General features: G+C 45.2%; 14 protein-coding genes. 12 read left to right on the forward strand and 2 right to left on the reverse strand.

Going from position 1 to position 16831, the window contains the following annotated elements:
• Positions 1-120: 120 nt before the first annotated feature.
• Positions 121-1197, forward strand: coding sequence for an AraC family transcriptional regulator (locus M2470_RS17430; protein ID WP_280746291.1), 1077 nt, complete (start codon positions 121-123; stop codon positions 1195-1197).
• A 152-nt stretch (positions 1198-1349) separates the two neighbouring features.
• Positions 1350-3611, forward strand: coding sequence for a leucine-rich repeat domain-containing protein (locus M2470_RS17435; protein WP_280746292.1), 2262 nt, complete (start codon positions 1350-1352; stop codon positions 3609-3611).
• A 139-nt stretch (positions 3612-3750) separates the two neighbouring features.
• On the opposite strand, the gene M2470_RS17440 is transcribed toward M2470_RS17435, so the two are convergent.
• Positions 3751-3945 (reverse strand): hypothetical protein, encoded by a 195-nt coding sequence (locus M2470_RS17440; protein WP_280746293.1) that lies wholly within the window; start codon positions 3943-3945, stop codon positions 3751-3753.
• A gap of 591 nt (positions 3946-4536) precedes the next feature.
• Here M2470_RS17440 and M2470_RS17445 point away from each other — a divergent pair.
• From M2470_RS17445 to M2470_RS17490, 10 genes are read left to right on the forward strand one after another with little or no spacing between them, the layout of a single operon-like run.
• Positions 4537-4986, forward strand: coding sequence for a hypothetical protein (locus M2470_RS17445; protein ID WP_280746295.1), 450 nt, complete (start codon positions 4537-4539; stop codon positions 4984-4986).
• Positions 4987-4989: 3 nt separating this feature from the next.
• On the forward strand, positions 4990-5886 hold the full coding sequence (locus tag M2470_RS17450; RefSeq protein ID WP_280746296.1) for a serine acetyltransferase: 897 nt from the start codon (positions 4990-4992) through the stop codon (positions 5884-5886).
• A gap of 19 nt (positions 5887-5905) precedes the next feature.
• Positions 5906-7327, forward strand: a complete 1422-nt coding sequence (locus M2470_RS17455; protein ID WP_280746297.1) for a THUMP domain-containing protein — start codon at positions 5906-5908, stop codon at positions 7325-7327.
• On the forward strand, positions 7324-8598 hold the full coding sequence (gene purD, locus M2470_RS17460; protein WP_280746298.1) for a phosphoribosylamine--glycine ligase: 1275 nt from the start codon (positions 7324-7326) through the stop codon (positions 8596-8598). Before M2470_RS17455 ends, purD begins: the two co-directional genes overlap by 4 nt.
• Before the next feature lie 2 nt (positions 8599-8600).
• On the forward strand, positions 8601-9620 hold the full coding sequence (locus M2470_RS17465) for a hypothetical protein (protein ID WP_280746299.1): 1020 nt from the start codon (positions 8601-8603) through the stop codon (positions 9618-9620).
• Positions 9605-10054 (forward strand): VTT domain-containing protein, encoded by a 450-nt coding sequence (locus tag M2470_RS17470; protein WP_280746300.1) that lies wholly within the window; start codon positions 9605-9607, stop codon positions 10052-10054. The genes M2470_RS17465 and M2470_RS17470 overlap by 16 nt, the downstream gene beginning before the upstream one ends.
• A gap of 11 nt (positions 10055-10065) precedes the next feature.
• A complete protein-coding gene (locus M2470_RS17475) occupies positions 10066-11052 on the forward strand; it encodes a GSCFA domain-containing protein (protein WP_280746301.1) in 987 nt (328 codons plus the stop codon).
• Positions 11053-11055: 3 nt separating this feature from the next.
• On the forward strand, positions 11056-13521 hold the full coding sequence (locus M2470_RS17480; RefSeq protein ID WP_280746302.1) for a bifunctional UDP-N-acetylmuramoyl-tripeptide:D-alanyl-D-alanine ligase/alanine racemase: 2466 nt from the start codon (positions 11056-11058) through the stop codon (positions 13519-13521).
• A 33-nt stretch (positions 13522-13554) separates the two neighbouring features.
• Entirely contained in the window at positions 13555-14412 is an 858-nt protein-coding gene (locus M2470_RS17485; RefSeq protein ID WP_280746303.1) for an SDR family oxidoreductase, read from the forward strand.
• Positions 14413-14418: 6 nt separating this feature from the next.
• The gene (locus M2470_RS17490; protein ID WP_280746304.1) at positions 14419-15027 is read left to right on the forward strand and encodes an L-threonylcarbamoyladenylate synthase; all 609 of its coding nucleotides are present in this window, start codon (positions 14419-14421) and stop codon (positions 15025-15027) included.
• 110 nt (positions 15028-15137) lie between these two features.
• Here M2470_RS17490 and M2470_RS17495 read toward each other — a convergent pair whose 3' ends face one another.
• Entirely contained in the window at positions 15138-16823 is a 1686-nt protein-coding gene (locus M2470_RS17495; protein ID WP_280746305.1) for a SusD/RagB family nutrient-binding outer membrane lipoprotein, read from the reverse strand.
• Positions 16824-16831 lie beyond the last annotated feature (8 nt).

Raw genomic sequence — 16831 nt, forward strand, 5'->3', positions numbered from 1 at the left:
AAATTTACGAATAAATATCTACTTAAACAACTGATACCCAATGTTTTTCAACCTTATCATAACTCTTTACGATAATTTCCTAACAGTTACTTAGAGCCGGATTAATACAAATAAGAGGTAATGTTTATTGTGCAGGATGTTTATTCGGCGGCTGTACTAGGGTCGGTTTTTCTGGTATTTTCTGCGGCTTTTGGGCTATTGTTGGTCAATGTGCCTGCGGGTGAAAAGTTGCGTAATTACCGTATCGGGCGTAGGCTGTTGACTGCTGCTTACCTGTTGCTTGCTTCCGTTGGCCTGGTAGAGGTATATACCGGCAGAGGCTTTGCTCCCTGGCAGCAGGTGATGGTTTTTACGCTTATTGCCGCTTCATTTCAGGCCTCTTTCTTTACCTGTTCAATTGTTATGCTTGTAGATGTAAGCCGCCTGGCTGTGCGTCGCGTTGTTGCTCAACTGGTGTGTATCAGTCTGTTTTCTGTTGTTTTGTTATTTTGTCTTTTCCTGCCGTTTGCGGCTGCATGGCTTCATTACCTCATCTATGGGGCTGTGGTATGCTATGGGTTGCAATTACTAGGTTATGTTTATCTTTTCCGGCGTGAATACAAGCGTTATTGCCGGCAGATAGACAATTTTTTTGCCGATGGGGAAGATAAAAGGCTCAGGTGGATCATCACCTCTTTCTGCATGGCGCTTACGATTGGGATACTGGCACTTGCTTCCAGCTTTTTCCCCGAAAACATATATATCGCCTTTACAATCGGATATACACTCTTCTATATTCTCTTTGCTATTAAATACATCAATTACGGTTTTACTTTTTACCGGATCGAACCGGCACTGGAAGCGGAAAACGAAGAACAGATATCTTCTTCCGATCTTTCGGCTGCCCTGAATGTATGGATCGGGCAAAAGCGTTTTTTGCACAAAGACCTCACCCTTGAAAGCGTAGCCGAGGAGTTGCGAACGAATCGCACCTACCTCTCCAAACATATCAATCACGAGATGAACCATAACTTCAAGAGCTGGATACGTGAGTTGCGCATCAAGGAAGCCTGCCGTCTGATGGACGAAAACAACGAAATTTCCCTCCGCGAAGTAGGCGAGTTGGTAGGCATTCCCGACAGAAGCAGTTTTCATCGGCAGTTTACCCTCCAGACTGGTACTACCCCCGGCTCGTATAGAAAAACGACAGTTAAATAATGTGAATTTTATTAATATGTTGCAGAACGTAAATCGAATTTTACGTTCTGCAATACATTCTTTCCAAGCCTGTAGCTACTTTTGGGATAATGATTAGCTTTTTGTACGCCACATTATATAGTTAAAAAACTACCATTAAAATCAATGAATTTATGAAACAAATGATTACTCTATCTAAAAGGCTATTAATAGCCCTTTTTGTGCTGTTTGCCACTACAGCTACAGCCCTAAGTGCAACCCACCCCACGTACAACGTAAATGACGTGAATAAACTGAAAGCATTCCTTAATCAGACTTCGGTCGAAGACGGGAAGAAAAACTGGGAACAGATTCCTTCCGATACAGATCCTACCGGATGGAATGAAGATGATAGTAGATGGCAAACCTATCCCGGGCTTACTTGGACAGGAGACGTTAACAATAAAAGAATCACTCGGATCACTTGGTGGTTCTTAGGCTCTGATGTTTATAAAAAACTGGCAGGAACAGTCGATTTTACAGGCTGTACCTCTCTGAGCTATCTGGATTTGGAAGCTACCTCTGTTACATCTATTGATGTGAGCGGATGTGGAAGTCTATCCAATTTCTGGGCTTCTGATAATACAGTTTTAGAAACGCTCAACTGTTCGAACACGTCAATGAATTATTTGGATTTATTAGGTTGTACGAACTTGAAAACATTGGATTGTTCGAATAACCAGATTACTTCATTGGAGATACCACAAACTGTAACAACTCTTGATTGTTCTAACAACCGGATTCCCTTACGCATTCTGCCCACAGGAATACAAAACTACACCTATGCTCCGCAGGTAATTACAATATCAGTTACAACTAATCCGGTAGACCTTTCGGGTGTTGCTACGGGTATAACTAGTGCTACTAATGCGTCCGGAGCGGATATAGGTACGCTTTCAGGCGATATCCTCACCCTACCTGATGGTACTACCGGTGTTGTAGAAGCGCATATCACTACAAGTGACTTTCCTGCACAAGGTGCTAATGCGGCTATGATCTACACATTCACAGTAGTTACAGGTTTCAATTCGGGAGATATAACGAAACTGCAAGCCTTCTTAGCGCAGGAATCTAATCTTCCCGGAATAAAAAATTGGGAAAGATTGGGGATGAGTCAGGATCCCGCTACGTTGGATGCCGGCAGTGCTGCCTGGGGGAGTATAGATGGTATTACTTGGGTAGATAGCCCTGATGATATGCGGATCAGCGAAATAAGCTGGACGTATAGTTCTTTAGGCGGATCATTAGACCTCTCAGGCTGCGATAGTTTAACAGTATTGAATTGCTTCGGCAACGCTCTTAGCTCTCTGGATGTTTCCGGATGTAGCCAATTAACAGTATTGGATTGCTCCAGCAACGCTCTTAGCTCTCTGGATGTTTCCGGATGTAGCCAATTAACCGGATTGAGTTGCTCCGGAAACGCTCTTAGCTCTCTGGATGTTTCCGGATGTAGCCAATTAGCCGAATTGAATTGTTACTGGAATTATATACCCCTAAGTAGTTTGCCTTCGGTGGGAGTATGCAGCGATTATCTTTATGCACCGCAATACGCTACAGCACCCTCTCCCCTTACCTCACCGATAGATCTTTCGGCTATTGCTGCAGGTTCGGCTATTGATGAGGCAAGCTTTGAGTGTTTGGATGAAAATGGGTTTCCGATAAGTGGTTATTCGCTAGATAATAATATACTTACATTGCCTGCCGGTTTTACCGGTACTGTAGAGTTGTATATTAGTACGGCTGATTTTCCTGTTGATCGATTTGGAGACCCCGCTTTGATCTACAATTTTACGGTAGAAGCAGGAGAGCAGCCGGAGCCGGAGTCTGTAGCTGTATTGGTGGCGCTAGACTTGGTAGATCCTGATTTGCGTGAGCATATTGGTCTGAATCCGGTAGAAGGTACTACCGAAATGACCAAAGGAGAGCCTTTCGAGCTACGCGTGTGGCTGGATAGCCTGACACACCTAAGTGGCATTGCCGTGTACCTGAACGATCAACTGCTTGACCCGATACGCACCGAAACACGCTCTGCCAGTCCGGACGAAAGCTTGCTACGTGCCAATCAGCAGGTATGGGAAACCGTTTACGTATATCGCATCATGGCTACGGATGACATGCAAATCCGCATAGTGGGACTTAGTTGGAACGACGGAAAGAACCCAACAGGCACCCTCTCTGACCCCTCCGGACAAGGAGCTAAGGTATATACTACCCCTGGATACATCTTCATAGCTCAGGGAGCAAAGCCTCAGCGTGAAAATATCCTGATCTACAATCTAAACGGACAGCTACTGAAATCTGCCCCGGCCGCAGAAGGCGTAAGCCGTATCCCTGTAGCAAAGGGTATTTACATCGTAGCAATAGGCGACAACCGCTGGAAGGTAGTTGTCAGATAACAGATAATACACTGAGACAAGGCTATGCCTCGTCTCTATTAACGGGTGGTATGTGGACCGTGGGGCGCAGCAGGAACAATGCGCACCACCCCATGTACCACCTTCTGTCTTTTTGACAAAATGTTAATATACCCCCTGCTCACAGGCCATATTTCGGACAAAAACCGGGAGAGCTTGCAAAGAAGGCTTCTATTTGGCACTTAAGTTTTATCGCTTTGCAAGCTGCAGCACGCAGAACGGAACACGCAGAACGCATTTTTCGATATTCTTCATTCATTTTTCGATATTCTTCGTTCAATATCCTTCTTTTTGCTATTTCAGAAACGGTACTCATTTCACCCCTGTTTTTGGTTAATAAACCTTTTAAATTACATATTTCGGACACAATATTTCGACCTGGCAGAAATATGTAACAAAATGATCCAAATGATTTCAGTAAATCATTTAGATCACTTTGCCAAATCACTTGGATCATTAAGCAAAATCACCTGGATGAATCGGAAGAAAACCCTTGATTTAACTAAATGTTAGTTAAAATCAATTCGGTTTTTATTAAAATTCGTTTCGGTTTCTATTTTTCCGACACTTTTCAAGAAAAGAGAAGTTAGCAAAAAACGCTATTTTGTAAAATCATGCATCGATATAAGATATTTTAACATTAAAATGATTAACAAACTACATCGCAGATGCAAAACGTTGATTAACCTCATACGTCTGCGACGCAAATCTACCTTTTCTACCTGAAAATGATTTTTATCTATGAAAAAGTCTGAATATTTTTATTTTTTCATAGATAAAAGTATATTTAACGATCCCCAAGCCCTTAGTGCTTACTCCTTATTACCTATTTTTCTTGTTTTCCTTTTTGCGAATCGGATATTTATGTACTTTTGTCCTAAGAATCAACAATTAAATAACAAAAGGAATGATTACCGGAATAAAAAAGATATTGTTTGCTCTGTTTATGGCCATCACCCTGATGGCTTGCGAAGGACCAACAGGCCCGATGGGTCCCGAAGGGCCACAAGGAGAAGGGATGGATTGGATCATTAAAACGTATGATGTGAAGAGCCGGGACTGGGTGCGTGTTGGTGAAGTAGATGAATTAGGTTCATACTTCTATTATGACTTTGATGAACCGGATCTTTCGAAGTTTATTTTTGATAGTGGAGCGCTGATCGGCTATTATCTGGATGGCGGAGCATGGGCGCCAATGCTGTACTCTATTCCGGTGCATGATGGCCAAAATATATGGACCGAGACGTATACGTATGATTATACGGTTGGTTCGATAAGATTCTATGTTAATATAAGCGATTTTTATACGAAGGACTTCCCAGGGGATATGACTTTCAGAATTGTTATGTTATACTAAGCAATGCCGGAACCCGAAAGCTTATTGAATAGTATTGTTGGCAGGCTCTCGGATGAATCGTCGTACACGCAATTGTTTCATCCGTACCGGGACGACGAAGCCTTGCCTTCCGGAGAGATACTGAAAAAGATTATTGAGATTTGCCGGGCCATCCTTTTTCCGGGATATTACGGCAAAGCGCGTGTTAGCAGGCAGACCCTTCCGTATCATATCGGGGTAAATGTACAAAGTTTGCATACCCTGCTATCTCGCCAGATATATGCCGGATTGTGCTTTTCGGATAAAAATTGTGCCGATTGTCCGGAAGAGGTTGTTTCGGGAAAAGCTGAGGGGCTGTCGCGCTCCTTTATTGCGGCATTGCCCGAACTGCGCGAGATACTGGCTACCGATGTAGAGGCTACATTCAACAATGATCCTGCGGCACAGAATCCGGGCGAAGTAATCTTCTGCTATCCGGGTATCCGTGCCATTATCAATTACCGGATCGCCCACCAATTATACGAACTGGGGGTACCTTTCATTCCACGTATGATATCGGAAATGGCTCATTCGGAAACGGGTATAGATATTCATCCCGGCGCCCGGATCGGGCATCACTTTGCCATAGACCATGGTACCGGAACGGTGATTGGCGAAACCAGCATTATCGGCAACTATGTACGTATATTCCAGGGTGTAAGCCTTGCCGGAGAAAAACTTCCACCCGACGAAAACGGGCATGCCACCCGTGGCGTTCCGCGCCATCCGGTGCTGGAAGACCATGTTACGGTATACTCCAACTCCACCCTGCTGGGGCGTATCCGCATAGGCGAAGGCGCCACCATCGGCGGCAATGTGTGGGTAACAAGCGATGTGGCGGCAGGAACAACGGTTTCACAACAAAATAACTTTAAACGTTAAATATTCAATTGATTAAAGAATGAGCGAAGCGAGTTTTGAGATGGTAGCAAAGACCCTTTATGGGTTGGAAGAGATATTGGCTGATGAGCTGATAGCTTTGGGAGCCAATGATGTACAGATCGGACGAAGGATGGTTTCCTTTTCCGGGGATAAGGAATTGCTCTACAAAGCCAATTTTTGTTGCCGGACAGCCTTACGCATACTGAAACCTATCTATCAGTTTAAAGCAAAAGATGCCGATACGGTTTACAAAAAGGTAAAAGAAGTAGCCTGGGAAGAGTACATTTCAGAGGATAAAACGTTTGCCATTGACTCGGTGATCCATTCCGAAGATTTCAACCATTCCAAGTTTGTAGCCTATCGTACCAAAGACGCTATTGTAGACTATTTTACCGAGCAAGGGAAAAAGCGTCCTTCCGTACGGGTAAACAAGCCCGATTTGTATATCAATATCCATATATCGCATAATGATTGTACCCTGTCTATCGACAGTTCGGGCGAAAGCCTCCACAAACGGGGATACCGCATCGAACAAAACGAAGCGCCTCTGAATGAGGTACTGGCAGCCGGTATGATTCTGAAAACAGGCTGGAAGGGCGATTCGCATTTTGTGGATCCTTTATGCGGCTCGGGCACTCTGCTTATCGAAGCAGCCATGATAGCCCTCAACATTGCCCCGGGTATCCACCGGAAAGAGTTTGCCTTTGAGAAATGGGTAGACTTTGACCAGGACTTGTTCGACCGGATATACAACGACGAGAGCCAGGAACGCGAATTTACCTTTAAATGCTACGGAAGCGACATCTCTCCGGCGGCTATAGAAATGGCGGAAAAGAATGTGCGCAATGCCGGGCTGATGAAGTATATCGAGCTGAAAGTCTTGCCTTTCCAACAATATGCAGAGGCACCGAAACCGGGCATTATGGTAACCAATCCACCCTACGGCGAACGTATCTCGTCTCGCGACCTGATGGGCCTGTACAGCATGATAGGCGAACGCATGAAGCATGTCTTTACCGGCTATAAGGTATGGATACTGAGCTACAAAGACGAATGTTTCGACAAAATAGCACTTCGCCCCAACGAGAAGGTAAAGCTAATGAACGGCTCACTGGAATGCGAATACCGTTGTTACGAGATCTTTGAAGGAAAAAATAAAGACTATAAAAAGAGCCTGGGAGAAGAAGGCCGGAGAGGCTTGCCGGATACAGACCGGAAGAAAGACTTCAAGCGGAAAGACAAGCGCCCGGTAGACTTTAAAACGGCCAGAATGGATCGTCCGGACCGCCGTTTTGCAGCCGCTCATGCTGAAGGGAATGACGAGGATGACGAGCGTGCGTACCTGGCACCTAAAAAGCTAGCCTTCAAGCCCTCGAAAGGGAAACCCGAAAGACCCGAAAGACCAAGGTTTAATAACAGTAAAAGAGAAGATAAAAAATGAATATTTTATTGATAGGATCAGGAGGAAGAGAACATGCGCTGGCCTGGAAAATAGCGCAAAGTCCGAAAACAGACAAGCTGTATATTGCCCCCGGTAACGCGGGAACGGCAGATGCCGGCATAAACGTAGGAATAACTGTTTCCGATTTTCCTGCCATAAAAGACTTCGTACTGACCCATCAGATTGATATGCTAGTGGTAGGCCCCGAAGACCCGTTGGTAAAAGGAATTTATGACTTTTTCAAAAGCGATGTCTCCCTGCAACATATCCCGGTAATAGGCCCCAGCAAGGAAGGAGCTCACCTGGAAGGCAGCAAAGATTTTGCGAAAGCCTTTATGCAGCGACACCAGATCCCGACAGCCCGCTATAAGAGCATTACTGCCGAAACCCTGACCGAAGGTTACGCCTTCCTGGACACACTGCAAGCCCCTTATGTACTGAAAGCCGATGGACTGGCCGCCGGAAAAGGGGTATTGATTATCGACAATCCGGAAGAGGCGAAAAAAGAGCTGGAAGGCATGCTACACGGCATGTTTGGCGATGCCAGCAAAACAGTCGTGATAGAAGAATTCCTGGACGGTATAGAGTGCTCCGTATTTGTACTCTCTGACGGGAATGACTACAAAATACTACCGGTAGCCAAAGATTATAAGCGAATTGGCGAAGGAAATACCGGATTGAATACCGGTGGAATGGGTGCTGTATCACCTGTACCTTTTGCCGATGAAGCATTCATGAAAAAGGTAGAAGAGCGCATCATCCGCCCGACAATAGAAGGCTTGAAGAAAGAGAAAATCGATTATAAAGGCTTTATCTTCCTGGGACTGATAAATGTGGAAGGAGAACCAATGGTTATTGAATACAACTGCCGGATGGGTGACCCTGAAACAGAAGTAGTGATGCTACGTATCCAGAGCGACCTGGTAGACCTGCTGGAAGGAGTAGCACAAGGAAACTTGAAAGACCGCCGGCTGGAGATTGACCCCCGCGCCGCCGTAACTGTTATGCTTGTAAGCGGCGGCTATCCGGAGGATTACGAAAAAGGCAAACCGATAGCCGGGCTTGATCAAGCGACAGCCACCGACAGCATCCTGTTTCATGCCGGAACTGCTGCTTCGGGAGGTGAGGTACTTACCAGCGGAGGCCGTGTAATAGCCGTCAGCTCTTACGGAGCAGACCGCCGGGCAGCCTTGGCTCAATCGTATGCAACAGCTGCATTGATCCGCTTTGAAAACATGTATTTCCGCACCGATATAGGATTTGACCTGTAAGTATGAAATGGGGAGGAAAACAGTCGGCTTACGGCAAGTCATATAATATAGATACTCCGTTTATTTATATATGTTTACTGGCCGTTTCGCTTACCTTTTGGGTCGTAGGATATGTATTTTCTATCGGCTATCCGGTATACGGGGGGGTATTAAATACGCCCTTGTGGAATACCGTGTGCAATATACTGCCCAATAAGAGCATCGCCTACGGTATCGGCTTGCTGCTGACTGCCGGAGGAGCTTTTCTGATTCACCGGATGAACTACATACTGGCGATTGTCCGAGAAAAGACGTTATTCCCTTTCCTGTTTTATGTATTGCTTATCAGTACGGATCCCGATTTCCTTCCGCTGAAATCAACGTCTGTAGGTATTTTCTGCCTTATATTGGCTATGTATCAGCTGTTTATTTCCTATCACGAAACCTATGCCGTGGGTAAGGCGTATAATGCCGCTTTGTTTATGGGGATCGGCAGCTTGTTCTGGGTACATATCCTGTGGTTTTGCCCCCTGTTCTGGGTTGGCATGTACAACTTTAAAACACTGAATACACGTACATTCCTGGCTTCTTTGTCCGGACTGGTCACGATTTATTGGTTCTTGCTGAGCTGGTGTTTGTTCCGCCAGGATTTTTCTCCTTTTACGGTTACATTTGCCGCTTTGCTTAAAATAGGCTACCGCCCAATGACAGGCATTTCGCCACTTGATTGGGCTATGATAGGATACGTTGGCTTCCTTACGCTGATATCGTCTGTTTACATACTAACGCACGAACACGATGATACCTTGCGTTCGAGGCAATACCTGTTTTTCCTGATTATGTCTTTTTTCCTGTCTTTTTTCCTTTTCTTTATTTATGAACAATCATCCGACGAGCTTCTGGCAATCTGTTGCATGCCGATCTCTGTTTTGCTGAGCCACTTTTTCACGGTAAGAAAAGGGAAGAAGCAGTATTGGAGTTTTAATATCTTTATTTTCCTGTATATTATATTGGCATTTGTCCGTTTATGGAATTTTTTATAGAATACGGCTATATAGGAGTGTTTATTGCTTCCTTCCTGGCGGCAACTATTTTGCCCTTCAGCAGCGAGGTAGTGCTGACCGGTGTAATGCTGGCAGGCGCTTCGTACTGGCCTTGCATGATAGCTGCTACTTTGGGTAATTTTCTGGGGGGTATGACTTGCTACTGGCTGGGTATGCTGGGAAAAACGGAATGGATCGAAAAATACCTGAAGCTGGACGGAGAAAAGCTGCGGAAAGTGCAGGAATGGGTAAAGAACAAAGGCGCCTGGACCGCCTTTTTTGTCTTTTTGCCGGGAGTAGGCGATTTTATTGCCGTAGCGCTGGGTTTCCTTCGCGCCAATGTATGGATTGTAGCGGTTTCCATGTTTCTGGGAAAAGCAATCCGTTACTGGGTATGGATGGAATTTGTATTTAAAGTTCAATCAATGTTCTAATAAGAATGTCTATGGAATTCAGGACAGAGGTATCGATCCCCCGGGCAGCGTTTGACTTTTCCTATCAGGATGAAACCATGCTTATAGGTTCCTGTTTTGCCGAAAACATAGGTGGGAAGATGGAAGAGAATAAGTTGGCAGTAGATGTCAATCCCTTCGGAGTACTCTACAATCCGGCTTCCATTGCCCAATCTCTTAAGATGTTGTTGCATCCGGCACACCTTGTGGCTGGCGATTTATTTGAATACGAAGGAGTCTATCACAGTTTTACCCATCATAGCCGCTTCTCGTCTCATTCGGAGGCTGAGTCACTTGACAAAATCAATCATCGGCTGGCTGTTTCATCCGCCAATCTGGGAACGGTTTCCCGTCTGATAGTAACCTTCGGAACGGCCTATGTATATCGGCTAAAACGTACAGGAGAAGTAGTCTCCAACTGCCATAAGTTGCCGGAAAAACTATTTACGCGTGAACGCTTGTCTGCAGGAGCAATTGTAGACGAATGGAATGCTTTGTTGCTTTCCCTCTGGGAGCAGAATCCGGAACTAAAAATTTTATTTACCGTCAGCCCTGTCCGCCACTGGAAAGACGGAGCACATCATAATCAGCTGAGTAAGGCAAGCCTGCTTCTGGCAGTAGATGAGTTGCAAAACCGTTATCCCGATAGGATCGCTTATTTTCCGGCATACGAGATTGTGATGGACGAATTGCGCGATTACCGTTTCTATGCCGACGACATGTTGCATCCCTCTCCGCTGGCCGTAGCTTATATATGGGAGCGCTTTACAGCCTCTTTTCTTTCTGCTGAATCTCAACAAATAATGAAAGAATGGCAAGAGGTGCAAAAAGCCATAAATCATAAGCCTTTCCAGCCGGAGAGTGAAACCTATCGCCGTTTCATATCGCAAACTTTGTTAAAAGCTGAACAGATAAATAATAAATTTCCGTACATTCATATCGAGAATGAAATAGAGCTATTACGGTCTAAAATGAAATAAGGAATGAAGTACACAATAAAAGAGATAGCCCGGGTTGTAAACGCAAAAGCAAGTAAGCTACATGACGATCATATCAGCATTCTGCTTACAGATAGCCGCCGACTCTCTTTTCCTGAACAAAGCCTTTTCTTTGCCCTGAAAACAAAGACAAATGATGGCCATAAATACATACAGGAGTTGTATAATCTTCGGGTTCGCAATTTTGTAGTCAGCGAGATGCATCCGGCTTTTGAAACAATGCCGGAGGCTAATTTCCTGTTGGTAAAAGACACACTGAAAGCTTTGCAGAAGCTGGCTGCCTACCATCGAGCCCACTTTGACATACCGGTTATCGGAATAACGGGAAGTAACGGGAAAACAATCGTAAAGGAGTTTCTGTACCAGTTGTTGAACAAAGACTTTAACATCGTACGTTCGCCCCGCAGCTACAACTCCCAACTGGGAGTTCCCCTGTCTGTCTGGCAAATGAACGAAAAACATACATTGGGGATCTTTGAGGCCGGCATTTCACAGCCCAACGAGATGGATCAGTTGCAGCCCATCCTGCTGCCTACCATCGGAATCCTGACAAATATAGGCGAGGCACACCAGGAAAATTTCCTTTCCACTACCCAGAAGTGTATGGAGAAGCTGATGTTGTTCAGCGAATGTGAAGCCATTGTTTATGATGGCGACAATGTGTTTATAGCCAACTGTATTGAGTCCTCTCTTCTGTCGCACAAAGCGATAGCCTGGAGCCGTACCAATTCCGAGGCGCCCTTGTTTGTAAAGTCTATTCACAAAAAAGGAACGGAAACAGAGATAGATTGTGTTGTAATGGGTATGCAAAGTACCTATATCATTCCGTTTACAGACGATGCCTCCATTGAAAATGTGATTCACTGCCTGGCCCTGATGCTCTACCTGAAGCCTACAAGTATACGGGATACGTCTACATTTACCCGTCTGGAACCGGTAGCCATGCGCCTGGAGGTGAAACAGGGAAAGAATAACTGCCTATTGATCAATGACGCCTATAACTCGGATATCAATTCGCTGGATATTGCCCTCGACTTCCTGCAAAGCCGGAAAGCCGGGAAAAAGCTGAAGCGTACGCTTATCCTCTCTGATATACTGCAATCGGGAACTCTGCCGAAGTCTCTTTACAAAAAAGTGGCCGATTTGGTGAGCCGGAAGAAGATAGACCGCATCATAGGAATCGGGCGCGACTTGTCGGAGTATGCCTCCCTTTTCAACATGGGAAAAGAGTTTTACCTGACAACAGATGACTTCCTTCAATCGCCCAACATACGCCAATTCAAAGATGAGCTGATCCTGCTGAAAGGTTCGCGGCGCTTTCACTTTGAACGGATATCGGAGTTGCTCGAAAAGAAGGTACATGAAACCATTCTGGAAGTGAATCTGGATGCCATTGTGCATAACTTTAACTATTACCGTTCCCTGATAAAGCCGGAAACGAAGATCATAGCGATGGTAAAGGCCTTTGGCTATGGCATAGGACCGAACGAGCTGGCGAAGACATTGCAGGAATACCGCTGCGACTACCTGGCTGTTGCCGTAGCCGACGAAGGAGCCGAACTCAGGAAAGAAGGGATATCCATCCCCATCCTGGTGATGAATCCGGAGTTCAGCAGTTTCGACCTGCTGATTGAGAACTATCTGGAGCCGGAAGTCTACAGTTTCCGCATGCTGGACGCCATCATCAAAGAGACAGAACACCGGGGGATCACCTCGTATCCGGTTCACATAAAGATAGACACCGGTATGCATCGTTTGGGATTCCAGCCCGGAGATATGGAAGCAATTGCAGAACGTTTGCAGTCTCAAAGCGGGATAGTGGTACGTTCCGTTTTCTCCCATCTGGCGGGAAGCGATTCTGCCGAGTTTGATACCTTTACCCAACATCAGATACAGATATTCAAGGAAGCGGCTACCGAATTGGAGCAGAGCCTTGATTATCCGGTATTGAAACATATCCTCAACTCTGCCGGCATAGAACGTTTCACAGAGCATCAGATGGATATGGTACGTCTGGGTATCGGTTTATATGGCGTGAGCGTGTCAGACAAGAAAAACCTGCAAAATGTAACTACCCTTAAAACAACTATCCTGCAAATACAGCAAGTTCCGGCAGGTGACTCAATAGGCTATAACCGCATGAGCTATGTAACCCGTGACTCCCGCATTGCCGTTATACCAATAGGCTATGCCGATGGCTTCGACCGCCACCTGAGTAACGGTAGGGGAGAGGTATTGATAAATGGTAATCGCTGTCCGGTTGTAGGCAATATATCGATGGATACTACCATGATAGATGTTACCGATATAGATGCCAAAGAAGGAGATTCTGTTGTTATTTTCGGCGAAAGCCTTCCGGTAAAAGAATTGTCGGATAAGCTGGGAACCATCCCTTACGAAGTACTAACTTCCATATCCCCGCGCGTCAAACGGATTTACTTTCGGGAATAATGCGTACCTTTGCTCCGAATTAATTTTAATAGTATGAGTTATAATTTATTAAAAGGCAAAAGAGGGATCATATTCGGAGCATTAAACGACATGTCTATTGCCTGGAAGGTAGCGGAAAGAGCCGTAGAAGAAGGTGCTACTATTACATTGAGCAATACCCCTGTAGCGGTTCGTATGGGTGAAGTAGATGCTTTATCCAAGAAATTGAATGTAGAAGTGCTTCCCGCCGACGCAACAAGCGTGGAAGATCTGGAAATGGTCTTTCAAAAATCAGTAGAAATATTAGGAGGTAAAATAGATTTTGTATTACACTCGATTGGCATGAGCCCGAACGTACGCAAGAAACGTACGTATGACGATTTGGACTACGGCTTGCTGGAAAAGACGCTTGATGTATCAGCCATCTCTTTCCATAAAATGCTACAGGTTGCCAAAAAGCAGGATGCCATAGCCGATTACGGTTCTGTAATAGCCCTCACATATGTAGCTGCCCAACGTACATTCTTCGGATACAACGATATGGCAGATGCAAAGAGCTTGTTGGAATCTATTGCCCGCAGCTTCGGATATATCTATGGACGCGAGAAGAATGTGCGCATCAACACCATCTCCCAATCACCTACCCAAACAACAGCCGGTAGTGGTGTGAAAGGAATGGAAGATTTGATGGACTTCTCGGATAAGATGAGTCCCCTGGGTAATGCTACAGCCGACGAATGTGCGGACTACTGTATCACCCTCTTTTCAGACCTCACCCGTAAAGTAACGATGCAGAACCTGTATCACGACGGAGGGTTCTCAAGTATGGGTATGAGCCTACGCGCCATGAATCAGTACAGCAAAGGACTCGAACCCTATTGTGACGAAAACGGAAAAATCATTTATGGTTAAATTTTTATGTTGATAAAAATTTACGACGAGAACCCGAATCAAAGGGAGCTCAATAAGGTAGTAGACGTGTTGCGTGACGGCGGATTGGTAATTTATCCCACCGATACGGTATATGCTATGGGATGCGACGCCATGAACGTTCGTGCCGTAGAGAAAATATGCCAACTGAAGGGGATCAATCCGCAGAAAAGCAACTTGTCTATTATCTGTTATGACCTGTCTAATATCAGTGAATATGCCAAGGTAAGCAATGCCGCCTTTAAGATGATGCGCAAGAACCTGCCGGGCGCTTTTACCTTTATTCTTCCAACCAGCAGCGAACTTCCCAAAATATATAAAAACAAAAAGGAAGTGGGGATTCGCGTACCCGATAATAACATAATCCGCCAGCTAGTGAGAGAGCTGGGAAACCCCATCATGACTACTTCTATACACGACGACGACGAAGTAATAGAGTACACCACCGACCCGGAACTGATCTTTGAAAAATACGAAGACAAAGTAGATATTGTAGTAGATGGTGGCTATGGCGGGACAGAAGCATCCACAATTGTAAATTGTACAACCGATGACTTTGAAATCATCCGCCAGGGAAAAGGCGAATTAATCCTTTAAAAAACAGGACACGTCCGAAAAAATGCAGGACGTGTCTGAAAAAAAATTGCGTGCATCCTACTTATTTTCGGACACACGCAATCGAGAGATATATATAAATCGGCGTTAAGTTAGAAGTTTCCTCCTTCTACGTCCCACCATAGGCGGGTTCCTTCGTGGTCGTCACCTTTCAGCATGGTGCGGGCTTTTTCCACTTCAGCCATGTTAGAATTACGGTCGTTGCGAGGGAAACGTAAACGTTTCGGGAACTCACCCTTCGGAATATTGCCGTCGCTATAGTTTGTTACAGCAGGGAATAATTTGGGGTATCCTGTCCGACGGAATTCGCTCCATGCTTCTTGTCCTTCCGGGAACATGGCCAGCCATTTCTGGTTCATGATTTTATGAAGCTTCTCTTCCTGAGACACGCTCTCTTCCCACTTAACGGTAGCCTTGTCTATGCCGGCAATATTGTTGGAAGGATTAAACGGATCTTCGTAGTCTACAGAAACTCCGGTGCTGTTATTGATGTATTTTGCATAGTCTTCTTCAGAAATACCATATTCATTGAAAGAGACTTTAATACCTTGCTCGTACAAATCCTTTGCAGAGCCACCCATATTCCAACCTCTCAAAGCACCTTCGGCACGTAAGAAATATACTTCGGCAACCTTCATGATAGGCAATGCGTTTGTTATCATATTTTGTCCGCCGTTTTGGTCGGTATATCTGCTGGAAGGCATATTGATGGTAGAATACATGATATAATTATTCTTGTCCGGGATAATCACACCTTGACGGATACCTACGTATTCTCCAATCTTATTGGTTGCATTTCCATCCTTATTGAGGATGTCTTTCTTCACGCCGCCTTCTTCAAACCAGCCTACCGGAGTGGCATACTTAGGCAGGCGAGGGTCGCTGTATCCTTTCAGCATACTGATCATTGAAGCGCTCATACGGATGTCGCTGTATGAAAAGTTGATTTCGTTCAGCGGATTTTGTAAACTGGCGTCAACCACTTCGATATTCTTATCCGCAGAAGTTAAGATTCCGTATTTGTGATTAACAGCAGCTTCGGCAGTACTTTTTGCCAGAGCCGGGTCTACCTTTACAATACGCATCGCCAGGCGGAGGCGTAATGAGTTGGCAAAGCGGATCCATAATACATTGTCGCCCCGGTTGATGATATCAAATTCCGACATACGTTTGCTTTCTGCTGCCGGGTTGGTGTCTACAAATGTTGTCAGGGCATTTACGCTTTCTTCCAGTTCCTGAAGGAATGTCTTGTATAGCGTTTCCTGATCGTCGTAAGGCACTGTTTCTCCTCCCTGCATCGCCTGGCTGTAGGGGATTGGTCCGTACACATCAGATACGCGGTGCATGGCTGTTACACGAACAATTTTTGCTACGGAAACATAATCAGCTTCTTCGGTAGACTTAAGAATTTCACTGATAGGCTTCATAACATACAGCTCGCCACACAAAAACGGATACTCATTCCATCCGTCATTCATCGCATAGGTGGAATTATTATAGTTTCCGCCGAAAGGAGTAGGCACAGCCATGTAACCTGACCATAAGTCGGCATTCAGATTCTGCTGCAGCTGATACTCCCAGTTTCTGTTCTGGAAGTTACAGTAAATAGAACTCATCGGCTGAAAGAAGCGGGCGGAGATTTTAATGTCTTCCGGTTCCAATCCGTTCGGATTCGTGTTGATTGATTCAAAGTTATCGGTACAAGCCGTTGCACCCACAAGCATTGTCAATGCGCAGAGAGGCAATGCTTTTTTTAGTTGATCTTTTATTTTTTTCATAACGGGAT

This window comes from Parabacteroides sp. PH5-46 (assembly GCF_029892785.1).
Taxonomy (GTDB): domain Bacteria; phylum Bacteroidota; class Bacteroidia; order Bacteroidales; family Tannerellaceae; genus DFXE01.